The sequence below is a fragment of the Pseudomonas sp. FSL W7-0098 genome (assembly GCF_005930585.1).
GTDB classification, from domain to species: Bacteria; Pseudomonadota; Gammaproteobacteria; order Pseudomonadales; family Pseudomonadaceae; genus Aquipseudomonas; species Aquipseudomonas bubulae.
The window spans coordinates 1-23003 of the sequence record NZ_RXHW01000007.1; the positions used below are offsets into that span (position 1 = coordinate 1).

At 58.9% G+C, this 23003-nt stretch carries 19 protein-coding genes; 12 read left to right on the forward strand and 7 right to left on the reverse strand.

The annotated features are described in order from the left end of the window. Positions 1-214: 214 nt before the first annotated feature. The 6 genes from FHL07_RS14180 to FHL07_RS14205 form a co-directional block, all read right to left on the reverse strand. Entirely contained in the window at positions 215-586 is a 372-nt protein-coding gene (locus FHL07_RS14180) for a gamma-butyrobetaine hydroxylase-like domain-containing protein (RefSeq protein WP_169916155.1), read from the reverse strand. A gap of 65 nt (positions 587-651) precedes the next feature. Further along, positions 652-1986, reverse strand: coding sequence for an ATP-dependent protease ATPase subunit HslU (hslU, locus tag FHL07_RS14185; RefSeq protein ID WP_083369675.1), 1335 nt, complete (start codon positions 1984-1986; stop codon positions 652-654). Positions 1987-2054: 68 nt separating this feature from the next. Then, a complete protein-coding gene (hslV, locus tag FHL07_RS14190; protein WP_016783176.1) occupies positions 2055-2585 on the reverse strand; it encodes an ATP-dependent protease subunit HslV in 531 nt (176 codons plus the stop codon). Positions 2586-2828: 243 nt separating this feature from the next. Further along, a complete protein-coding gene (locus FHL07_RS14195; RefSeq protein ID WP_095000840.1) occupies positions 2829-3521 on the reverse strand; it encodes an SPOR domain-containing protein in 693 nt (230 codons plus the stop codon). Position 3522: 1 nt separating this feature from the next. Next, positions 3523-5259 (reverse strand): arginine--tRNA ligase, encoded by a 1737-nt coding sequence (gene argS, locus FHL07_RS14200; protein WP_095017730.1) that lies wholly within the window; start codon positions 5257-5259, stop codon positions 3523-3525. A 242-nt stretch (positions 5260-5501) separates the two neighbouring features. Then, positions 5502-7721: a primosomal protein N' gene (locus FHL07_RS14205; RefSeq protein ID WP_095000843.1), complete on the reverse strand. Its 2220-nt coding sequence runs from the start codon at positions 7719-7721 to the stop codon at positions 5502-5504. Positions 7722-7935: 214 nt separating this feature from the next. Between FHL07_RS14205 and rpmE the strand changes: the two genes are divergently transcribed. The 4 genes from rpmE to FHL07_RS14225 all read left to right on the forward strand — a co-directional run bounded on the left by rpmE (position 7936) and on the right by FHL07_RS14225 (position 12724). Next, a complete protein-coding gene (rpmE, locus tag FHL07_RS14210; RefSeq protein ID WP_016783180.1) occupies positions 7936-8163 on the forward strand; it encodes a 50S ribosomal protein L31 in 228 nt (75 codons plus the stop codon). Between the two features lie 5 nt (positions 8164-8168). Next, entirely contained in the window at positions 8169-8996 is an 828-nt protein-coding gene (locus FHL07_RS14215; RefSeq protein WP_095020158.1) for a thermonuclease family protein, read from the forward strand. Positions 8997-9178: 182 nt separating this feature from the next. Beyond that, on the forward strand, positions 9179-10447 hold the full coding sequence (locus FHL07_RS14220; RefSeq protein WP_095000845.1) for a malic enzyme-like NAD(P)-binding protein: 1269 nt from the start codon (positions 9179-9181) through the stop codon (positions 10445-10447). Positions 10448-10693: 246 nt separating this feature from the next. Then, positions 10694-12724 (forward strand): lipase family protein, encoded by a 2031-nt coding sequence (locus FHL07_RS14225; protein WP_238705549.1) that lies wholly within the window; start codon positions 10694-10696, stop codon positions 12722-12724. 58 nt (positions 12725-12782) lie between these two features. Here FHL07_RS14225 and FHL07_RS14230 read toward each other — a convergent pair whose 3' ends face one another. Further along, a complete protein-coding gene (locus tag FHL07_RS14230) occupies positions 12783-15206 on the reverse strand; it encodes a penicillin-binding protein 1A (RefSeq protein WP_370688614.1) in 2424 nt (807 codons plus the stop codon). A 205-nt stretch (positions 15207-15411) separates the two neighbouring features. Between FHL07_RS14230 and pilM the strand changes: the two genes are divergently transcribed. The 8 genes from pilM to FHL07_RS14270 all read left to right on the forward strand — a co-directional run bounded on the left by pilM (position 15412) and on the right by FHL07_RS14270 (position 22763). Beyond that, positions 15412-16374 carry a type IV pilus biogenesis protein PilM gene (gene pilM, locus FHL07_RS14235; protein ID WP_095026343.1) on the forward strand — a complete coding sequence of 321 codons (963 nt, stop codon included), beginning with the start codon at positions 15412-15414 and terminating at the stop codon, positions 16372-16374. Next, the gene (locus FHL07_RS14240; protein ID WP_095000848.1) at positions 16374-16940 is read left to right on the forward strand and encodes a PilN domain-containing protein; all 567 of its coding nucleotides are present in this window, start codon (positions 16374-16376) and stop codon (positions 16938-16940) included. The genes pilM and FHL07_RS14240 overlap by 1 nt, the downstream gene beginning before the upstream one ends. Next, a complete protein-coding gene (locus FHL07_RS14245) occupies positions 16937-17551 on the forward strand; it encodes a type 4a pilus biogenesis protein PilO (protein WP_238705550.1) in 615 nt (204 codons plus the stop codon). The genes FHL07_RS14240 and FHL07_RS14245 overlap by 4 nt, the downstream gene beginning before the upstream one ends. Positions 17552-17588: 37 nt before the next feature. Further along, a complete protein-coding gene (locus tag FHL07_RS14250; RefSeq protein ID WP_232527659.1) occupies positions 17589-18083 on the forward strand; it encodes a pilus assembly protein PilP in 495 nt (164 codons plus the stop codon). Positions 18084-18095: 12 nt separating this feature from the next. Continuing rightward, positions 18096-19427, forward strand: coding sequence for a type IV pilus secretin PilQ (locus tag FHL07_RS14255; RefSeq protein WP_138738612.1), 1332 nt, complete (start codon positions 18096-18098; stop codon positions 19425-19427). A 4-nt stretch (positions 19428-19431) separates the two neighbouring features. Continuing rightward, positions 19432-19950, forward strand: coding sequence for a shikimate kinase AroK (gene aroK, locus FHL07_RS14260; RefSeq protein ID WP_029611693.1), 519 nt, complete (start codon positions 19432-19434; stop codon positions 19948-19950). A gap of 130 nt (positions 19951-20080) precedes the next feature. Next, a complete protein-coding gene (gene aroB, locus FHL07_RS14265; RefSeq protein ID WP_138738613.1) occupies positions 20081-21181 on the forward strand; it encodes a 3-dehydroquinate synthase in 1101 nt (366 codons plus the stop codon). A 10-nt stretch (positions 21182-21191) separates the two neighbouring features. Then, the gene (locus tag FHL07_RS14270) at positions 21192-22763 is read left to right on the forward strand and encodes an AAA family ATPase (RefSeq protein ID WP_095017725.1); all 1572 of its coding nucleotides are present in this window, start codon (positions 21192-21194) and stop codon (positions 22761-22763) included. The last annotated feature ends 240 nt before the right edge of the window (positions 22764-23003 follow it).

The window sequence follows — 23003 nt, forward strand, 5'->3', positions numbered from 1 at the left end:
GCGCCTAAAGCGCCAGCGGTTGATGCCAAGGGAACGACTTCCACTTTGTAGCCGCTGACGAGCCGCGCGAGGCTGCGCCCGGCGGCGAAGCCGTCGTAAATCCGGTAAACGCAGTGCATCTGAATAACCGGAGTGGATGGTTCTACGACGGCTTCGCCGCCGGGCGCAGCCTCGCTGCGCGCGCCTCAGCGGCTACAAAAAAGCTGCAGCCGGCTCAGAGCATCAATTTGACCACCGACACCGACGGGTCGCGGGACTTGCCGGCTTTTTTCAGTTCCTGCAAGTAATCCGCCCACAGCTCTTGCTGGCGCACGCCAAGCTGGTAGAGGTAGTCCCAGGTAAACAGCCCGCTGTCGTGACCGTCATCGAAGGTCAGTTTCAACGCGTACTGGCCTGCGGGTTCGATCTTGCTCAAGCCGACATTGATCTTGCCAAATTGCAGAATCGGATTGCCATGGCCCTGGACCTCGGCAGACGGCGAGTGCACGCGCAGAAACTCGGCCGGCAGGTGGTGCTCTTCGCCGGACGGGTATTTGAGGGTGAGGGTCTTAGAAGCTTTGTGCAGGTTGATGGCACTGGGGATCATGGTCATAACCTTAGGTCATTGCACAAGCGCTGTAGCCGCTGAGAGCGGCTACAGGTGCAAAGGGCTTACAAGATGTAGCGCGAGAGGTCTTCGTTCTCGGCCAGTTCGCCCAGGTGGCTGTTGACGTATTCGGCGTCGATGCGGATAGGCTCCTCATTCTGCGCACTGGCGATATCACCGGCGCTGAAGGACACCTCTTCGAGCAAACGTTCAAGCAGCGTGTGCAGGCGGCGGGCACCGATATTCTCGGTTTTCTCGTTCACCTGCCAGGCAATTTCGGCCAGGCGCTTGATGCCTTCAGGCATGAACTCGATGTTCAGGCCTTCGGTTTTCAGCAGCTCGCGGTATTGCTCGGTCAACGAAGCGTGCGGCTCGCTGAGGATGCGTTCGAAATCCTGTGGCGACAGCGCCTTGAGTTCAACGCGGATCGGTAGACGGCCTTGCAGCTCGGGCACCAGGTCGCTTGGCTTGCTCAGGTGGAACGCACCGGAAGCGATAAACAGGATGTGGTCGGTCTTGACCATGCCCAGTTTGGTATTGACGGTGCAACCTTCGATCAGCGGCAGCAGGTCGCGCTGCACACCTTCGCGGGACACATCGGCGCCACCGACATTACCGCGCTTGGCCACTTTGTCGATTTCATCGATAAACACGATACCGTGCTGTTCGACCGCTTCCAGGGCCTTGGCCTTGAGTTCTTCGTCATTAACCAGGCGACCGGCTTCTTCGTCACGCACCATTTTCAGGGCTTCTTTGACTTTCAGCTTGCGGCTCTTGCGCTTGCCTTTGCCCATGTTGGCAAACAGGCTTTGCAACTGGTTGGTCATTTCTTCCATGCCAGGCGGCGCGGAGATGTCCACACCAACAGCATCGGCGACTTCGATTTCGATTTCCTTGTCGTCCAGCTGGCCTTCACGCAGACGCTTGCGGAACAGCTGGCGAGTGTTGGAATCCTGCGGTACGGCGGCTTCTTCGCCGAATGTGCGGGCAGGAGGCAGCAGAGCGTCGAGGATGCGCTCTTCGGCGGCGTCTTCGGCACGGTGGCGAACCTTTACGATTTCCTGTTCGCGCAGCAGCTTGATTGCAGCATCAGCCAGATCACGGATGATCGACTCGACGTCGCGGCCTACATAGCCAACTTCGGTGAACTTGGTCGCTTCAACCTTGATGAACGGTGCGTTGGCCAATTTGGCCAGACGACGGGCGATCTCGGTTTTACCGACGCCGGTAGGGCCGATCATCAAGATGTTTTTTGGTGTGACTTCAACGCGCAGTTCTTCCGGCAGTTGCATCCGGCGCCAGCGGTTACGCAGCGCGATGGCAACGGCGCGCTTGGCGTCGTCCTGGCCGATGATGTGGCGATTGAGTTCGTGGACAATTTCGCGGGGAGTCATGGACATAATAATTGGCGTTCCTCTAGCAGAATCAAGGTTCACAAACGGGCCGTTGAAGCGGCCCGGCAGGTGACTTATTCAGCGAGGTCCTGCTCCTCAATAGTGATGTTGTGGTTGGTGAATACGCAGATATCGCCAGCAATACCGAGTGCTGTTTCAGCGATTTCGCGGGCCGACAGTTCGGTCTTCATCAGCAGGGCACGGGCCGCTGCCTGGGCGAATGCACCGCCCGAACCCATTGCGATCAAGCCGTCTTCAGGCTCAACCACGTCACCGTTACCGGTGATGATCAAGGATGCGTCCTTGTTGGCTACGGCCAGCATGGCTTCCAGGCGGCTCAGCGAGCGGTCGGTACGCCATTCTTTGGCCAACTCGACAGCGGCGCGAACCAGATGGCCCTGGTGCTTTTCAAGCTGGCCTTCAAAGCGTTCGAACAGGGTGAATGCATCAGCGGTGGCACCGGCGAAACCGGCGATGACCTGGCCGTGATAGAGGCGACGGACTTTTTTCGCGTTGCCTTTCATCACGGTATTGCCAAGAGAAACCTGGCCGTCGCCAGCCATGACGACTTTGCCGTGGCGGCGTACTGAAACGATGGTGGTCAAGGGAGAGTCTCCACGCAGCGGGGCGAAAATGCCTGATGGAAATACATATGGGGGTTGTCGCGGATTTTTCAACAGCGGGGAGGGAATGGGGATGAACGGGGAGGCAGGATTTGGCGAAGATGTTGTGGGAGCGGGCTTGCTCGAAATGCAGACGACCCGAAGTGTCAGGCTGATCGCGGTGATGCCATCGCGAGCAAGCCCGCTCCCACAGGGTGTAGCGTAATCCCGTGGGAGCGGCTGGTATCAGCGGCGCTGTTGCAACAACAGGTTGTTGAAACCGCCGCCCGCCAATTGCTTTTGAGCCACCGTCAACTGGTCGCGATTGCTGAACGGGCCAACCAGCACCCGGTACCAGGTTTCGTCTTTCACCGTGCCGGCTTCAACCGTAGCGGTCTGGCCCAGCAGGATGATTTGCGCGCGTACTTTTTCGGCATCGGCCTGTTTGCGGAACGAGCCCGCTTGCAGGAAGAACTTGGTAACCGGTGCCGCCTTGACGACAGGTGGCGCTGGAGGCGGAGTGATTCCGCTCAAGGCTGCCTGGGCGCGGGCGGTGTCGATTTTGGCTGCTTCAGCCGGTGTTACCGGTGCCAGCGGCGCGGTTTGTGGTGTAGGCAGGGTCTTCTCGGGCACGGCTTCTGGCGGCACGAGCACTTCAGACTCGGGCAGCAAGGTATAGAAGTCGTACTTGGGCTTGGCCGGCTGAGTCGGGCTCGGCGCGGTCTTGTTGGCTTCGGCCACTTTCGTGGCTTTCTGCTGCTCCTGCTTGACCCGTTTGACGTCATCACCCTGGCCGGGTTCGAGCTTCATCAGAAACACGATAAAGGCGCCCACGGTCAGGCCGATGGCCATCCATAGCCAGCCCGGGATCGGCTTTTTGGCGGGCGCCTGATACCGGCTGGCACCACGCTTGGGTACTGGTTTCTTCTTGGCGGCCAACTTACATGCGCTCCAGGGTTTCCAGACCCAGCAGTTCCAGGCCTTGCTTGAGGGTACGGCCTGCCAGTGCCGCCAGGCGCAAGCGGCTCTGTTTCTGTGCTTCGTCTTCGGCGCTCAGGATCGGGCAGTTCTCGTAAAAGCTGGAGAACAGGCCGGCCACTTCGTACAGGTAAGTACAGAGGGTATGAGGCGTGCCTTTTTCGGCCACGTTGTTCAGCACCTCGCCGAACTGCGCCAGCTTGGCAGCCAGTTCCTGTTCTTGCGGGGCTTCAAGCACGATCTGGCCCTGCACTTCTTCAAAGCCCTTGCCCAGTTTGCGGAACACGCCCGCAACGCGGGTGTAGGCGTACAGCAGGTAAGGTGCGGTATTGCCTTCAAAGTTCAGCATCAAGTCGAAGTTGAAGCTGTAGTCGCTGGTGCGGTGCTTGGACAGGTCGGCGTATTTCACCGCGCCAATGCCGACAACTTTGGCGATGGCACGCAGTTCGTCTTCAGGCAACTCCGGGTTTTTCTCTTTAACCAACGTGTAGGCACGTTCTTTGGCTTCGTTGAGCAGGTCAATGAGTTTAACCGTACCGCCATCACGGGTCTTGAATGGACGGCCATCGGCGCCGTTCATGGTGCCGAAGCCCATGTGTTCCATTTCCATCGGATGGGTGATGAAACCGGCCTTGCGCGCAACCGCAAACACCTGCTGGAAGTGCAGGGCCTGGCGCTGATCGACGAAGTACAGGGCGCGATCGGCTTTCAATACGCCGCTGCGATAGCGGATGGCTGCCAAGTCAGTGGTGGCGTATAGATAGCCGCCGTCAGCTTTGACGATGATGACGGGCAGCGGTTCGCCTTCGGCATTCTTGAATTCATCGAGGAACACGCACTGGGCGCCGTTGCTCTCGACCAGCATGCCCTTGGCCTTGAGGTCGTTGACCACGTTGATCAGGTCGTCGTTGTAGGCGCTTTCGCCCATTACGTCAGCCATGGTCAGTTTAACGTTCAACTGCTCGTAGATTTTCTGGCAGTGCGACAGTGAGATGTCTTTGAACTTGGTCCACAGCGCCAGGCAGTCCGGGTCACCGGCTTGCAGCTTGACCACCAGGCTACGGGCACGGTCGGCGAACTCCGGGGACTCGTCAAAGCGTTTTTTCGCGGCGCGGTAGAAGTTTTCCAGATCGGACAGCTCGTCGCTGGTGATCGGGTTTTCTTCCAGATAGGCCATCAGCATGCCGAACTGGGTGCCCCAGTCGCCTACGTGGTTTTGGCGAATCACCTCGTCGCCGAGGAATTCCAGTACACGGGCCACGCCATCGCCAATGATGGTGGAGCGCAAGTGGCCCACATGCATCTCTTTGGCCAGGTTGGGCGCGGACATGTCGATCACGGTACGCATGGCCGGGGTGGCCTTGCGTACACCGATTTTCTCGTCAGCCAGGGCCGCGTCGAGGCGCGAAGCCAGGGCCTGGGTGTTCTGGAAGAAATTCAGGAAGCCAGGGCCGGCGATTTCGGTTTTGCTGATCTGCTCATCGGCGGGCAGTGCCGCGATGATTTTTTCAGCCAGATCACGGGGTTTCATACCCGCAGGCTTGGCCAGCATCATGGCGATGTTGCTGGCGAAGTCCCCGTGGGTTTTGTCACGGGCGTTTTCCACCTGAATCGCTGGCGTCAGGCCTTCAGGCAACACACCTTCTGTGACGAGTTGAGCTAGGGCTTGTTGAATAAGCTGGCGAATGGTGTCTTTCATGGTCTTCTCTTTCGACCGCAAGCGCGGTAGCGCTTCAGTGCGCAGGTGGAAAAACTGGGTATTATCCGTTGCAAGGTCGGCCTTGCCAACCTTAGCAGGCGGGTTATGGATCTGCGGTGTTCGGTTATTACTTCAAAACGGTGGGCGCGAGCTTGCTCGCGATGGCATCGCTGCGGTTTTCAAGTTGTACCGCGTCGTCTGCATCGCGAGCAAGCCCGCTCCCACAGGGGTCATGAGGTGACTCAATAAAGGTCTACCGGGTCCACGTCCAGCGACCAGCGCACCTGACGACCGCTGGGCATTTGCTCAAGGACCAGCAGCCATTGGCTCAGTAAACGATGCAGCGGTGCACGGGCATTGGCCTGTAATAGTAGTTGAGCACGATAGCGTCCGGCCCTGCGCTCCATTGGCGCAGGCACGGGGCCGAGCAACTCGATACCCCCCAGGTTCAGCTCACCCAGCAGGCGCTCAGCCTCGCTGCAGGCTTCATCCAGAAAACCTTCGGCTTGTCCCGGTTTGTGGGCTTCTGCGCGCAGCAGCGCCAGATGGGCGAAAGGCGGCAGTCCTGCCGCCCGGCGTTCGCTCAGGGCCTGTTCGGCGAAGGCGAAGTAACCCTGCTCGGTCAGTTGGATCAGCAGCGGGTGGTCGGCCAGATGGGTCTGGATAATCACCTTGCCCGGCTCTTCAGCCCGGCCGGCCCGGCCCGCAACCTGAACGATCAGCTGGGCCATGCGCTCGCTGGCGCGGAAGTCGCCGGAGAACAGGCCGCCATCGGCATCCAGGATCGATACCAGCGTCACCCGGGGGAAGTGATGGCCTTTGGCGAGCATTTGTGTGCCGATCAGTATGCACGGCTGGCCCTTCTGGATCGTGGCAAACAGTTGGTTCATCGCGTCCTTGCGCGAGGTACTGTCTCGATCTACCCGCAGTACCGGGTAGTCGGGGAACAAAATCCCCAGCCGCTCTTCGGCGCGCTCAGTCCCGGCACCTACTGGCCGCAGGTCGACTTTGCCGCATTGCGGGCAGTTGCGCGGAACGCGCTCGACGTAGCCGCAGTGATGGCAGCGTAGCTCGCCAGAGCGCTGATGAACGGTCATGCGCGCATCGCAGCGCTGGCATTCAGACATCCAGCCACAGTCATGGCACAGCAATGTCGGCGCGAAGCCTCGACGGTTCAAAAACACCAGTACTTGCTGGCCTGCAGCGAGGGTCTGGCCGATGGCCTGTTGCATCGGCCCGGAAATGCCGCTGTCCAGGGGACGGCTTTTCACATCCAGGCGCAGAAAACGAGGCTGTTTGGCCCCGCCAGCACGTTCGTTCAGGCGCAGCAAGCCGTAACGGCCGGTGTAGGCGTTGTGCAGGCTTTCCAGTGATGGCGTTGCGGAGCCGAGTACGATGGGGATGTTTTCCTGCCGGGCACGCACCAGTGCCAGGTCGCGGGCGTGGTAGCGCAAACCTTCCTGCTGTTTATAAGAGCCGTCGTGCTCTTCGTCGATAATGATCAGCCCCGGGTTTTTCATCGGGGTGAACAGCGCTGAACGCGTGCCAATAATAATGTCGGCTTCGCCATCACGGGCTGCCAGCCAGCTTTCCAGGCGCTCGCGGTCATTGACCGCAGAATGCACCAGCGCAATACGGGCATTGAAGCGTTGTTCGAAGCGGGCCAGGGTTTGCGGACCCAGGTTGATTTCCGGGATCAGCACCAGCGCCTGCTTGCCGGCCTGGAGGGTTTCACGGATCAATTGCAAATACACTTCGGTCTTGCCGCTGCCAGTGACCCCGGCCAGCAGGAAGGCATGGAAGTGGTCGAAACCTGCGCGAATCGCTTCGTAGGCAGCGCGTTGCTCGTCGTTGAGCGGCAACTCGGGCTGAGCCAGCCAATGTTCATGGCGCTCACTGGGTGCATGGCGGCGAATCTCGACAGTGACCAGCTCCTTGGCCAGCAGCAGGTCGAGGCTGTCCTTGCTCAGCATCAACTTGCTTAACAGTTGATGCGCCACGCCGTGGGGGTGTTGGGCGAGGGTGGCCAGTGCTTCACGCTGGCGTGGAGCGCGGGCAACACGGGGGTCGTCAAGCCGGGCGCCCGGGGCAATCTGCCAGAATCGTTCCTGGCGCGTTTCGGCCAGCTCACCCTGGCGCAGCAATACTGGCAACGCCCAGCTCAGGGTGTCGCCCAGGCTGTGCTGGTAGTACTGCGACGTCCACAGGCACAGCTTGAATAAAGAGGCGGGCAGCGGCGGCGTGGCGTCGAGCAGGGCGATGGCGGGCTTGAGCTTTTCGGCTGGTACTTCGCTGTGGTCGACCACCTCGACCAGTATGCCAATCATCTCCCGTCGTCCGAACGGTACCCGCAGGCGCATGCCGGGCTGTAATTGACTGCGCAGCACGCCAGCAGGCGCCCGGTAATCAAACAGGCGGCGCAAGGGGGAAGGCAGGGCAAGGCGCAAAATGGCGTCGGGCACGCGGGGCTCTCAAGTGATGAACGGCAAAGATGGCCCGGAGCCTAGCAGACAACGCCGCGCGGGACTAAAAGGCAGGTCAATGAACTGTGAAACTTGCAGGCGGATCATGCTTTGCCGCTTGCGTCAATGCAAAGGTCTGGTATTATCGGCGCCCTAATTTTACGTGCGGTATTCAACAATGGTGTTGAGTGGCGGCACGCTAGAGGAATACCCCATGAAAGCCGATATCCATCCAGCGTACGAAACAATCCTGGTAACTTGCAGCTGCGGCAACAAGTTCGAAACTCGTTCGAACCTGTGCAAGCCACTGGGCACCGACGTATGCAACGAGTGCCACCCGTTCTACACCGGTAAGCAGAAAACTCTGGACGTTGGCGGTCGTGTTGATCGCTTCAAAACTCGTTTCGGTGCTTTCGGCGCTACGAAAAAAGCCGCCGAGTAAGGCGCATGACCATGGGCAGGCTTTTGGGTCTGGCCAGGTTATTGAAAAAGGCGTCCCTTGCGGGCGCCTTTTTTGTGCCTGCGATTTGGCTGGCCAGTGTTTCGGCCGCGCCGCTGTGCCCGGCGCCAGGGGCTGTGGCCTACGCCACGGTGGAGCGGGTGACCGATGGCGACACCCTGCGTCTCAAGGATGGCCGCAGCGTGCGCATGATCGGCCTCAATGCCCCGGAGACGGGCAAAAAAGGCCGGCCCGCCGAGCCCTTTGCCGAGGCGGCGCGCAAGCGCCTGCAAACGCTGGTGGCGCAGAGCGATGGCCGTGTCGGGTTGCTGCCAGGTAAACAGGCCCGGGATCGTTATGGTCGCACCCTGGCCCATGTATTTGGTGCCGATGGCAGCAACCTTGAAGCCCGATTGCTGGCTGACGGCCTGGGATTTCAGGTGGCTATCGCGCCGAATGTAGCGCTGCTTGACTGTCAGCAAGCCGCCGAGCGCAGTGCGCGCAAGGCTCGTCTGGGCCTTTGGCGGCAGTCGCCGGTGCTGGCGCCGCAACAAATCCGTCGCTCGGGTTTCGCCCTGGTGAGTGGCACGGTCAGTCAGGTCCGGCGCAATCAGGGCGGGCTCTGGATCGACCTGCAAGGCGGCCTGGTGTTGAACATTGCGCTCAGGCAATTGCCCACTTTCGATCAAAAGCAACTGGCCAGGTTGCAAGGTGCGCAAGTCGAGGCCAGAGGTTGGGTTCTGGATCGTTCGCAGCGTGCAGGCGTGAAGGCCGGGCAGGCACGCTGGATGTTGCCTTTAACTCATCCGGGAATGCTTAAAGTCATTGCCCGCTAAAAATTGTAGACAATTTTAAATACAGATTGTGGACACTCCAGCCCTTATGGGGCGCGGCTCTTGGGCCAAAGTCGTAAGGTAAAGGCCTTGACACTGCTGACTGGTCAGTCTTGTCGGGACTTTGCGACACGCGTATGCTCGGCGATTCGTCTGTCCAACAGCAAAAAAAGCGGAATGCCCACATGTCTGATTTGAAAACTGCCGCTCTCGAATACCATGCCCAGCCACGTCCAGGCAAACTGAGTGTCGAGCTTACCAAACCTACCGCTACTGCTCGCGATCTAGCGCTGGCATACAGCCCGGGTGTAGCCGAACCAGTGCGCGAAATCGCCCGCGACCCTGAACTGGCCTACAAGTACACCGGCAAGGGCAACCTGGTAGCCGTGATCTCTGATGGCACCGCTATCCTGGGCCTGGGTAATCTCGGCCCATTGGCCTCCAAACCTGTTATGGAAGGCAAAGGCGTGTTGTTCAAGCGCTTTGCCGGTATCGATGTTTTCGACATCGAAGTTGATTCCGAGAGCCCACAGGCTTTCATCGACACCGTAAAACGCATCTCCATTACCTTCGGCGGCATCAACCTCGAAGACATCAAGGCACCTGAGTGCTTTGAGATCGAACGTGCTCTGATCGAGCAGTGCGATATCCCTGTATTCCATGATGACCAGCACGGCACCGCTATCGTGACCGCGGCCGGCATGATCAACGCCCTGGAAATCGCTGGCAAAACCCTGGCGCAAGCCAAGATCGTTTGCCTGGGCGCCGGTGCTGCTGCCATCTCCTGCATGAAATTGCTGGTGAGCATGGGCGCAACCATCGAAAACATCTACATGATCGACCGTACCGGTGTGATCCACTCCGGCCGTGACGACCTGAACCAGTACAAGTCGGCATTCGCCCACGCCACCGAGAAGCGCACCCTGGCTGATGCCATGGACGGCGCAGACGTGTTCGTTGGCCTGTCGGGTCCGAACCTGCTGAGCGCTGAAGACTTGCTGCGCATGGCGCCTAACCCGATCGTGTTCGCGTGCTCGAACCCGGATCCGGAAATCTCCCCGGAGCTGGCTCACGCCACCCGTAACGACGTGATCATGGCCACTGGCCGTTCGGACTACCCGAACCAGGTCAATAACGTGCTGGGCTTCCCTTTCATCTTCCGTGGTGCCCTGGACGTTCGCGCCAAGCGCATCAACGAAGAAATGAAAATCGCTGCAGCCAACGCATTGCGTGAACTGGCCAAACTGCCAGTGCCACAAGAAGTGTGTGACGCTTACGGCGGTATCAAGCTGGAATTCGGTCGTGAATACATCATCCCGAAACCAATGGATGCACGCCTGATCACTCTGATCTCCGATGCAGTGGCCAAGGCTGCCATCGAGACCGGTGTTGCAACCCTGCCATACCCGAAAAACTACCCGCTCAAAAGCGTGGATGACGTCTTCAACGGCTAAGGCTGTGTAGCGTCATAAAAAAGCCCCGGCGCTGTAAAGCGTCGGGGCTTTTTTGTTTTCTGCGAAACGGGCACGAAAGGATCTACAAAATAAGCCTAACCCTTCTACAAAATAGGAATTGTCTTACATTAATTTTTTCGAGCCTCCGTTAATTTCATTCCTTTGTTCCGAGGGGAGCCTGTTCTGAATTCTGAAGAATTCTGAAGTGTGCCCTCTGTTTTATAGGACGTTTTATAGGAATCACGGATGTTCACTCGCCTTCGTCAAAGCCGTTACAGTCAGACCCGCTTTCAACTGATTGACGACCAGGGGGTGAGTACCGCCTATGCAGGGCTGGCCTTTGAGCTGGTTGATCAGCGAGGTAGACGGCACGGCGGTCGTCTGGATGCCTCGGGGGTTGGCAGGGTGCGCAAGGGCGTTGAAGGGCCATTTGCGCTTATGTTCAGGCAGTTGCATGACGCCAGCAATGGCCTGTATTCGCGGTTGATGGGTCGAACGCATTACCCTCTCAAGATCACCGAGCTTCAGGTCAGGGCGGAGCGCACCCGCTTCCTCGACAGGAGCGGTGCGCGCCCGCAGAGCAAGCCGCCATGCATTGATCCCGACAGTGACTATTACCAGATTGAAGTGCGGCATCTGGTCGAGCATGTTTCTCATTTGCCGCCTGAGGCCGGGAGCCTGTTCCCGGTCGAGCGTGGCCCGCTCGGTGTGCATATTGCAGAGGGGCGTCATACGGTGCTGCAGGTGCGTCCCTTGCGGGCCTTGTGCCCGCTGCTGTCCACGGACCCGCAGTTTTGTGCGCTCAATCTCTATCAATTGGCGTTGATGGCCACCCTGGGCAACTGCTCATTTGCTGGGCCGGCCCGCATGTCGCGTGTGCAAGATCCCTTTGGGGAGGCAAGCATGATGGGCTGGCGGGCCAGCCCGGAACAGGCAAAGTCCTATTACCCTTTATATGAAGATGTGCCGTATTCGGCGCGTTTGGAAATTGTGCCTTTCGACCCCGTGCTGTACCCGGCCAATGACCCGCTTTGCGGGATGGCTCAGGAAACTCCGTCTTCAGTGCATTATCGCGGAGATATCCGTTTTGGGGCTCAAGGCGCAGGTGCACAAGTTTTTGTGAGCCATAACGATAAAGTTGTCTTGGTTGCCGTTCGTAGCACCTGTACCTGGTCTGATTTGTCACAGGATGCAGAGGCCCCTCAAGTACCCTTTGAAGAGGGTGAGGGCCAGGTACATGGCGGTTTTTACGACGCCGCCAGGCAGGCTTACGAGCTTGTCGACAGGTACATGGACAAGTTCCACTGGGGGCAAGCCGTACTGATTTGCGGACACAGCCAGGGCGGGGCTATCGGTTTGATCCTTGCCCAAATGTTGATCCAGCTGAGGGCCTGTGAGGTGCAGCTCTACACGTACGGAGCCCCTCGCGCAGCGGACGCAACCTTTGTTCGCGCGGCACAGGGGCTGGTGCATCAACGCATGGTTAACCATAACGATCCTGTCCCCGGGGTGCCCGGCAGCTGGATGAACCGTCCATTGTCGGCCTGTTGTGCAGGCACGGTACTCAGTTTCGTGAATGTACCCGCAGGTTTTGGCGTGTTTGTGGCGGGCCTTAGCCGTTTGCTCGCAGAGCCTTATCAGCATCACGGAACCTTGCGCCACTTTATGCCGCTGGAGTTTGCTCCGGAGATGAGGTCGCATGTCCTGTGGGATCCGCTTAGCAAGACGATCACCCAGCATGCCGTCAGCCATGCGGTACTTGAGCAAAAAAGTGCAGCACCCGAATCAGAGGGGGGGCTCAAGCCACGGGTCGATGCAGGCCAGCCGTTTATGATCGACAGTTATATTCCCAGTTGCTGGGCGGTTTTGCGCCGCAGCCAGCAAGCGCTGCAGGCCCGGTGTTCACTGGTGACCGAGCGTGAGGTGTTGTTCGTGGATCAGGCGCTTGAACACGTCGCGCAGCAACTGCGGGTTAAGTACCGTGAGGTAATGACCTGTGCGGGCGGTACGTTTGAAGAGCAGGTAGAAGCCATGAACCTGCTCATGCGCGAAATGAGCAATGTCCATAAAACCCGCAAGCGCTTGTACCTGCTGAGGTTTCGGGTGCCGACCCGGGCAGATGTGTATGGGCAGTATGCGCAACAGCCCGGTGTGCTGGCTGAAAGTCTGGAGCGCTGGGAGTCTCACAGCGAGAGCACGCGTATCGATCAACTGGCGATGGCGCCGATCGATGAGCTGTTTGCAGGGGGTATGCCTGTGGATCACCTGCTTGCTTGAGCCTGCCAGGCTGCACGTTGCAAGCGCCCGGGCGCTCTGCAACGTGCAGCCCTGTTGATCAGAACAGGTCTATTGGGGCGCCGTCATCTGCCGGCAGCGGGCTGCCCGGTGCTACGTTGTTACCCAGTTCGCTGTTGGTGGGCGGTGTGTCTTCGCTCTTGAACAGTTCAAAGTAGGCGCCAGGCGTGCCTGGAGACGCGATACGGCCGCTGGACGGATCAATCCGCAAGCTGAGGATGCCTTCGGGTTCTGGCTGCGTATGCGCAGGCTTGTCTTTGAGCGCGCCCCCCATGTACGTCATCCAGATCGGCAGCGCGACGGTGCCGCCGTATTCGCGACGGCCCAGGCTTTCGGGCTGGTCGAAACCGGTCCAAACAGTGGTCACATAGTCGGCGTTGTATCCTGAGAACCACGCATCCTTGGATTCGTTGGTCGTACCGGTTTTACCTGCCAGATCGGTGCGGCCCAGCGCCAGGGCGCGGCGGCCGGTGCCGAGCTTGATCACGTCCTGCAGCATGCTGGTGAGGATGTACGTGGTGCGCCCGTCGACAATCCGCTCGGCTACTGCTTGCGTCTCGACAGTGGGCAGGCCCGGTGCGGCATTGATGGTGTCAACGGTAAGCGCTGCGGCTTCAGGCGGCACATCCTTGCTGTCGGCTTTAGGCACGCTTGGCGGGTTGGCCACGAACAGGGTTTCGCCATTGCGGCTTTCGATTTTGTCGATCAGATACGGCGTGATCTTGTAGCCGCCGTTGGCGAATGTACTCCAACCGGTGGCAATCTCCATTGGCGTCAGGGTGGCAGTACCCAGGGCCAGCGACAGGTTGCGCGGCAAGTCCTGTTTGTTGAAACCGAACTTGCTGATGTAGTCGACGGTGCGGTCGACACCCAGGCTTTGCAGCAAGCGGATGGAGACCAGGTTGCGCGACTTGTACAGTGCTTCACGCACGCGGATCGGGCCGAGGAAGGTGTTGGTGTCGTTCTTCGGGCGCCAGACCTTGTCCAGATATTCATCGACAAACACGATGGGTGCGTCGTTGACCAGGGTGGCGGCGGTGTAGCCATTATCCAGTGCGGCGCTGTAGATGAATGGTTTGAAACTGGAGCCCGGTTGGCGCTTGGCCTGCATCGCCCGGTTGTAGTTGCTTTGCTCAAAGGCGAAACCGCCCACCAGCGCGCGAATGGCGCCGTTGTCCGGATCCAGGGATACCAGTGCGCCTTGCACGGTGGGCACCTGGCTGAATTTGTAGCTGCCGTCGGTCTGCGGTTGTACGCGAATCAGATCACCGACCTGGGCGACATCCGAAGGCTGTTTGGGCATCGGCCCCATGCTGTTGGTGTTGAGGAACTTGCGGGCCCATTTCATGGTGTTCCAGGCGACGTGCGCCTCACCGGTGCGAGTCAGTACTTGAATGCCGTCCTTGTCGACCTGGGTCACGATGGCCGGTTCAAGACCGCTGATCGGGCGCTGCTTGGCCAGTTCCTGAGTCCATACGGCCAGGGTCTTGCCCGGCAGGCGTGACTCGGGGCCACGGTAGCCGTGACGCTGGTCGTAGGCAATCAGGCCTTCATGAACGGCGGTGTTGGCCAGTTCCTGAAGGTCACTCGGCACCGTGGTAGTCACACGGAAGCCTTCGGTGTACGCCTCGCTGCCATAACGGCCGACCATTTCGGCACGGGCCATTTCGGCGATGTAGGGGGCGCTCACTTCCGGCGTTGGCACGTGATAGCTGGCGTTGACCGGCTCGGCGATCGCCGCTTGATAGCTGGCCTGATCGATTTTACCCAGCTTGTACATACGCCCCAGGATCCAGTCGCGGCGCTCTTTGCTGCGCACCGGGTTGGCCAGCGGGTTAAACCGTGAAGGGGCTTTGGGCAGGCCGGCGATCATCGCCATCTGCGCCAGGCTCAGGTCGCGGATCGATTTGCCGTAGTAAACCTGAGCTGCGGATTCGATACCGTAAGCGCGGTTGCCCAGGTAAATCTTGTTCACGTACAACTCAAGGATCTCGTCCTTGGTCAGCTCGCGTTCAATTTCGAGAGCCAGCAGGATTTCGTTGGTCTTGCGCGAAAAGCTTCGCTCGCTGGAGAGGAAATAGTTCTTCGCCACCTGCATGGTGATGGTGCTGCCACCTGATTGTATGTGTCCGCTTTTTACCAACTGGGTAGCGGCACGCATCAGGCTGCTGGGGTCGACCCCGTAATGATTGGCGAAATTGTCATCTTCTGCAGAAAGCAGGGCATTGATGAAATTGGGCGGAATGTCGGCGAACTTGATCGGTGAGCGGCGCATTTCGCCAAACTCTGCGATCAACTTTCCGTCGCTGGTGTAGACCCGCAAAGGAATCTGCAACTGGATGCTTCTCAACGACTCTACAGACGGCAAGCCAGGACTAAGATAGAGAAACGCGCCGCTCAACACGAGCAACAGCCCGCAGAACACGGCAACGAAAGACCACCCGAAAAACTTCAGCAGACGAATCAAGGCTTTTGGATTTCCAGATCAAGAAATGGGTTTGCACGTCAGGGTAGTGCGCAGTTGCGCCGGGTCGACGATACGGAAAAAACGCCCGGCATTATAAGCATTTTTCGCTCATGAACGTCATGAGCCGCATGTCAGAACAGGTTTTGAACGGATCTCATTTTTTACCCTCCGTAAGTTACGGATTGCATTAGGGAAAACAAAGGTGCCCGGATTATTTCCTCAAACACGTCAGCGCTGTGTCGGCGTACAAATCGGCCAGCAGTCGATCAAGCTCGTCGAGCTGAGCCGTTCACAGGGCCGGTTCAAGCTACAGTCCTATGCCATGGAACCCCTGCCAGCCGGGCTTGTGAATGATCAGACCGGCGCAGAGGCCAAAAGTGTCGTCCCAGTGCTTCTCAGGGCGCTGGAAAAGGCCCAGGTAATCGCCAGGGACGCCATTATCGCGATGCCCGATGGTCAGGTGATCTGCAAAAGCCTGGAGGTGGAGGCAGGCTTGAGCGAAGTAGAGCTTGAGCTTCATGTGCGGTTTGAGGCTGAGCAGTACATACCTTATGCACTGGATGACATGGCACTGGATTTTGAGCTCCAGGATCACCCGTCGAACCATACCGGGCCGGCCCGCGTGCTGATGGTGGCGTGCCGCCAGGAAGCACTGGAGTGGCATTGTTCGGTCTTGACCGGTGCGGGATTGGTCCCGCGGGTGGTTGCCGTGCAGGCTCATGCCCTGGTGCGGGGCGTTGAGGCAATGACTGCAGGCCAGGCACTGAACGGGGCCGTGGCCGTGGTCGATTTTGCACCCCATACAATCCTGCTGAGCATCGTGCAGCAGGGTCAGGTCATTTACGTCCGGGAGCTGCTTTGCGGGCAGGCCACTGCAGGGGCGCAAGCATTCGAAACCACGATTGTCGAAGAGCTGGAGCGAGAGCTTGGGCTGTTTGCCGACTCCGGAGTTGATGGGCGGATCGGCCTGATCGTATTGGCCGGTGAGGCTGCCATGGATCCGCTGCTGGCTCAGCGGGTTGAATCCCGTCTTGGCACGCCGACACGCATCGCCAACCCGTTTGCGTTGATGGACCTCGATCCCTCACTCACCCCTGAAGCCTTGCTTTGCGATGCCCCTGTGTTGTTGACTGCCTGCGGTCTGGCCTTGAGGGGGTTTGATTAATGGCGAGAATCAATTTGTTGCCCTGGCGCGCGTTGTTGCGTGAAAAGCGGCGCAAACGTTTTTTGATGGTGCTGGTGGCCCTGTCTTTGCTGGCGGTGGCCGGCCTGTTTGCTGCTGACCACTTTATCGACACCTTGGTAGAGGAGCAGATGGAGCGCAATGACCTGATCCGCAGTACCACGTTCCAGCTGGATGGGCGTGCGGAGCAGATCGACCAGTTGAAGGTGCGCCGGGAGCAATTGCTTGAACGCATGCAAACCATAGGCATGTTGCAGAGCAGCCGGTCGAGCAGCGGGATCATTTTGGAACAATTGGCGCGCAGCTTGCCGGAAGGTGTGCATTTCACCGACGTGAAAATGACCGAGGGCACCATTGTCATCACGGGGATTGCCCAGTCCAACAACCTTGTCGCCCAGCTGATGCGAAATCTCGATGCTTCGCACTGGCTGGATACGCCGCAACTCAATGACGTCAAGGCAGACCCTGCCCAGGCAGGCGGGCAGGAGCGCCTGTTTCAGATGACGGTGCGTGAGGCCCGACATACCCCTTCCGGGGGGGCATTGTGATACCTGCGCACTGGCTCGTTAGCCTGCGCAATTTCGACCTGCGCGAACTGGCCCCGGGTAACATGGGCGCCTGGTCGCCAGCCCGCAAAACAACCGTGGCTCTGGTGTGGCTGGGCCTGGTGCTGGTGTCGGGTCATGCGCTGCTGCTTCAACTGCCTTCTTCCCGGCTGCAACAGTTGCACGAGACTCAAACCACGCTGAAGGCGGAGTTTGAATCCAGGGTCGCACAGGTTGCCAATCTGGATGCTTATGTGATGCAAGTTCACAGGCTGGAAGCCGGGTTCAGTGCGTTGCTCAAACAACTCCCCGCTCAGGCACAAGTGCCCGAATTGCTGGATGAGATTTCGCGGTTGGGTCTGAGCAATGGTCTGCTGGTCGAGCACATTCAGTGGCTCCCTGAAGTCCTGCAAACGTTCTATGCCGAACTGCCACTACAGATGACCCTCGTCGGGGGCTATCACGAACTTGGCCTCTTCGTCAGCGCCATGGCCAGCCTGCCGCGCATTGTCACCTTGCATGACCTCAGCCTTGCGCCGAGCAACGGTACCAGTGACGGTCAACTGCGCATGACGCTGCTGGCAAAGGCCTACCGAACCACGATCAAGGACTGATCCCATGGGTGTTTGTTTGCGAGTGTTTGGCGCCGGATTGCTGGCAAGCCTGGCAGGGTGTGACAGCCCGCAGACTACCGCAGACCTGCACAGTTATTTACAGGCTACGCAGGGGCATGCGAGCAACGCCATTGAGCCGCTTCCCGTGATCAGTGTCGGGCCTGTGTTTGCCTATGGATCGATGGGTTTGCGCAATCCTTTTCAGGCTATAGGGGGGGGAGGGGACGGCAGTTGGCAGGTCAGCCTTGCCGGCGATGAACTTGACGCGGACCGGCCCCGGCAGTTTCTGGAAGGCTTTGATCTGGAGCAGTTCGAGATGGTTGGCATGCTGTCCAGTGAATCGCAGGCAAATGCCTTGCTGCGGGCCAATGGTGTTATTCATCGCTTGAAAGTGGGGGATTACCTGGGGCGCAACAATGGCCAGATTGCTTCGATCCAGGCGCACCAGATTGAAGTATTTGAACTGATTTCCGATGGTCGGGGCGGTTGGTTGGAAAGGTCCCTGACGATTCCTTTAAATCAACAGTCTTAACGGATAAATACCATGAAAAGGATTTCACCGGTCTGCGTACTGGCGCTATGGAGTGCGCTGAATTCGCAGTCAATGCTGGCGGCTGGGCAGGCCGCACCATCATCCGTCAAGCGCTCGCAGTATGTGGGCGAGCCCATGTCCCTGAGCGTGCAGAATCTTGATGTACGCACGGTACTGCAATCGCTGGCGGATTTTACCGGGTTCAACCTGATGGTCAGCGACACCGTAAAGGGCAGCGTAACCCTCAGCTTGCAGGATGTGCCTTGGGATCAGGCGCTGGAGCTGGTGCTTGAGAGCAAGGGGTTGGGCAAGCGTCTTGAAGGTAATGTGTTGTTGATCGCGCCCCTGGAAGAGATCGCAGCCCGCGAGCGCCCTGAGCCTGCGCCTTTGCGTCGGGAGTTGGTGCAAGTCAATTACGCCAGGGCGGCAGATATCGTCATGCTGTTCCAGTCAGTGACCGGCGGGCAGCCCGGCATCGAGGGGCAGGGCACGATCACGGTGGATGAACGCACCAATACCATCATTGCTTATGAATCGAGTGAACGGCTGGAGGAGCTGCGGCGCATCGTGGCTCAACTGGACGTGCCAGTGCGTCAGGTGATGATCGAAGCCTGGATTGTCGAGGCAGGTGTGGACTTCGAAAAAAGCCTGGGTGTGCGTTGGGGGGGAGCGCTAAACAATGGTGGCCTCTGGAAAGCCGGTGGTATTACCCAGCCTGCGGCGTCCGGGGCTGCCCCGGGCAACGTTAGTGCGCCCTTTGTTGATTTGGGTGTTTCGCGAAATACCTCGGGCTTGGGCATCGCCTTCATCACCAACAATGTGTTGCTGGACCTGGAACTGACGGCCATGGAAAAAACCGGTAATGGGGAAATCATCTCGCAACCCAAAGTGGTTACTGCGGATAAGGAAACCGCCAAAATTCTTAAAGGCACCCAAATTCCTTACCAGCAGGCCAGCAAAACCGGGGCTACATCGGTTTCGTTCAAGGAAGCCTCATTGTCACTGGAGGTGACGCCGCAAATCACTCCGGACAACAGCGTCATCATGGCCGTCGTAGTGACCAAGGATGAGCCCGATTACATGAGCAGGCTGCAGGATGTACCGCCCATCAAGAAGAACGAGGTCAGGGCCAAGGTGCTGGTCAAGGACGGTGAAACCATCGTGATTGGGGGAGTGTTCTCAAAAACTCAAAGCAAAGTGGTAGATAAAGTGCCATTTTTAGGCGATCTGCCGTATGTTGGCCGACTTTTCCGTAGAGACGTTGTCCTGGAAAAAAAATCCGAACTGCTGGTGTTCCTGACTCCGCGTATCATGAACAACCAGGCGATTGCTGTGAGTCATTGATTCTGTGCGAAATTTGATTCTTGTTGGGCCAATGGGGGCTGGAAAAAGCACCATCGGACGTTTGCTGGCCAAAGAGCTGCACCTGCCGTTCAAAGATTCCGATAAGGAAATTGAAGTGCGCACGGGTGCCAATATCCCGTGGATCTTCGATAAAGAAGGCGAGCCGGGCTTTCGCGATCGTGAAACAGCCATGATTGTCGAGCTGTGCCATGAAAATGGCATTGTGCTGGCCACCGGTGGTGGCGCGGTCATGCGCCCGGAAAACCGGCAAGCGCTGCGCAATGGTGGGCGCGTGGTGTATTTGCACGCCTCCATCGAGCAGCAGGTGGCGCGCACCTCCCGTGATCGCAACCGGCCACTGCTGCGCAATGCCAACCCGGAAAAAATCCTGCGCGACCTGCTGGCCGTACGCGACCCGCTTTATCGTGAAATTGCTGACCTGGTGGTTGAAACCGATGAGCGGCCGCCGCGCATGGTGGTGCTCGATATCCTCGAGCGCCTGGCCCAGCTTCCTCCCCGGTAGTCGCTGCACAGACCATTAAAGTGCGATACGAAATGCGCTATTCTCGGCGCCGAGCATGCCTTTTTACGGCATGCCATCACTTGATAATTGCGAAGCAGGGCGCTGGCGCCGTGCTTCAACGCGGGGTTTCATGCAGACAGTGAAGGTTGATCTAGGCGAGCGTAGCTACCCGATTCATATTGGCGAAGGTTTGTTGGATCAGCCGCAGTTGCTGGCTCCGCATATCGCCGGGCGCCAGGTGGCGATTGTGACCAATACAACGGTCGCGCCACTCTATCTTGAGCGCTTGACGCGTAGCCTCGCGCAGTTCTCGGTGTTGCCGATCATCCTGCCCGATGGCGAGTCGTTCAAGAATTGGGAAACCCTGCAGCTGATTTTCGATGGCCTGCTCACAGCACGTCATGATCGACGCACCACGGTGATAGCGTTGGGTGGCGGTGTTGTCGGTGACATGGCCGGTTTTGCTGCTGCTTGTTACCAGCGCGGAGTCGATTTTATCCAGGTGCCGACCACTTTGTTGTCCCAGGTCGATTCGTCCGTGGGCGGCAAAACCGGGATCAACCACCCTTTGGGCAAGAACATGATCGGTGCCTTCTATCAGCCCAACCTTGTGCTGATCGACACCCAGACCCTCAACACCCTGCCTGCCCGCGAATTGTCCGCAGGGCTGGCTGAAGTCATCAAATATGGCCTGATATGCGATGAGCCGTTCCTGACCTGGCTTGAAGACAACATGGATGCGCTGCGATCCCTGGACCAGGCGGCCCTGACTGCCGCGATCCAGCGTTCGTGCGCGGCCAAGGCTGAAGTGGTCGGCGCCGATGAGCGCGAAGCGGGTGTGCGTGCAACGCTCAACCTGGGGCATACCTTTGGCCATGCCATCGAAACCCATATGGGCTACGGCGTGTGGCTGCATGGCGAGGCCGTCGCTGCGGGCACCGTGATGGCACTGGAAATGTCTGCCCGCCTGGGCTGGATCAGCGATGCCGAGCGTGATCGAGGTATCCGGATCTTTCAGCGTGCCGGTTTGCCAGTGGTGCCGCCCGTCGAAATGACCCCGGCCGACTTTATGCAACACATGGCAGTTGATAAAAAAGTGATCGACGGTCGTATGCGTCTGGTGCTGTTGCGCCGCATGGGCGAAGCCACAGTGACTGACGATTATCCACAAGAGGTTCTACAAGCCACGCTGGGTGCGGATTACCGCGCGCTGGCTCAGCTTAAAGGTTAATAAGATCCCGATGACTAGTTTGCATGCCGACGAGGCGTTCCTCGGTCACTTCCAGCTCACCCACGACCCCTTTGCACCGCGGGTTCCGGGCTTCAAGTTTTTCCCGGCCCAGCGCAAGCCGGTTCTGGGGCAGTTGCATCACCTTGCCCGCTACAGCCAGTTGCTGCTGGTGGTCACCGGGCCTGAGGGCAGCGGCAAAACCTTGCTGCGCCAGGCGTTGGTGGCGAGTACCAACAAGCAGTCGGTGCAAAGTGTCGTGGTCTCGGCGCGTGGGGCCGGCAATGCCGCCGGTATCCTGCAGCAAGTGGCGCAAACCCTGAATGTGGCGCGCCCTGACGTGGGCTCCATTCTGGCGCAAGTGGTGCAATTGGCGCTTACGGGGCAAGAGGTCTACCTGCTGGTCGATGATGCCGAACAGCTCGATGAGTCTGCGCTGCAAGCCTTGCTGGCGCTGGCTGCGGGTACGCCAGAGGGGCGTCCGCACGTGTTCTTGTTCGGTGAGCCGTCGATGATTGCCGGTCTTGAGGAGCTGAGCGCTGATGAAGAACGCTTCCATGTGGTCGACCTGCAGCCCTATGACCTCGAAGAAACCCGCGAATATCTGGCCCAGCGCCTTGAAGGTGCCGGGCGCGGGATCGAACTCTTTAGCGCTCAGCAGATCTCAGATATACACGAGAGCTCTGAAGGCTGGCCCGGGATTATCAACCAGGTCGCCCGTGATGCAATGATCGAAGCCATGATTGCCAGCCGCTCAGCGGTCAAGCGTCCAAGTATGGGGTTCAAGATGCCGAAGAAACACGTATTGGCCATTGGTGCAGTAGTGGTAGTGGCTGTCGCTGCTGCCGTTTTGATTCCGGGCCGTGGCAAGGCGCCTGTTGCGCCGGATGCCGAACAGACACAGCTGGGGCAGGCCACACCCAATGGCGGGGCCAAGCCGTCGGTGGATTTCGCCGGTTCTTCGCAGCCGATGCCGTTGCCGTTGGTGGGGCAGTCTCAGCCGGTGATGCGTGGTCCGCTGGCTGAAGCGGCCGGTGGGATCTCCGAGGGCGACGATGGCGGTGTGCCTGCGGTCGACGGCGGCGTTGCTTCGCCACCGACCGTCACCACCACCGCGCCACCGGTTGGCGTGCCAGCGGGCCCTGCGCCCGTAGCCACGCCACGCCCGGCACCAGCACCGGCACCTACCGTGGCCACGGCCAAGCCTGCGCCAGTGGCCAAGCCTGCCCCGGCCCCGGCAGCCAAACCAGTGGTCAAACCGGCCGAGAAGCCGGTTAGCCTGGCCAAGGCCGCACCAGGCGGTAGCTGGTACGCCAGCCAGCCTGCCAATAACTATGTGGTGCAGATCGTCGGCACCAGCTCTGAAGCGTCTGCGCAAAATGTCGCCAAAGAACTGGGCGGTGATGCTCGTTACTTCAAGAAAACCTTGAATGGCAAGCCGCTGTACGTCGTCACCTATGGCAACTTCCCAAGCCATGCTGCAGCAACTGCAGCAATCAAGAACTTGCCAGCGAAGACGCAGGCTGGTAAACCTTGGCCTCGCACTGTCGCCAGCGTCCAAAAAGAGCTGGCTGCAGCTCGCTGATGATCCGGCGACCTTACCCAGGTCGCCGTTCTAGTCCATCAAAACTCCTGCTTGTGCATGCGGCCTTAACAGCCGTGTGCCTTGTGGTGTCTGCGCCGTGTAGAAGTCAACATCAAAAATGTTTTGACTAGCACGAGCAATCGCTTTAAACCTTTCATAAATGCGACATGAATTTACGGTATAACGCCGCTTAATTTGTGGGTCTTTGTGACGGTGTGTAGAATGACCACCCTTTTGCCC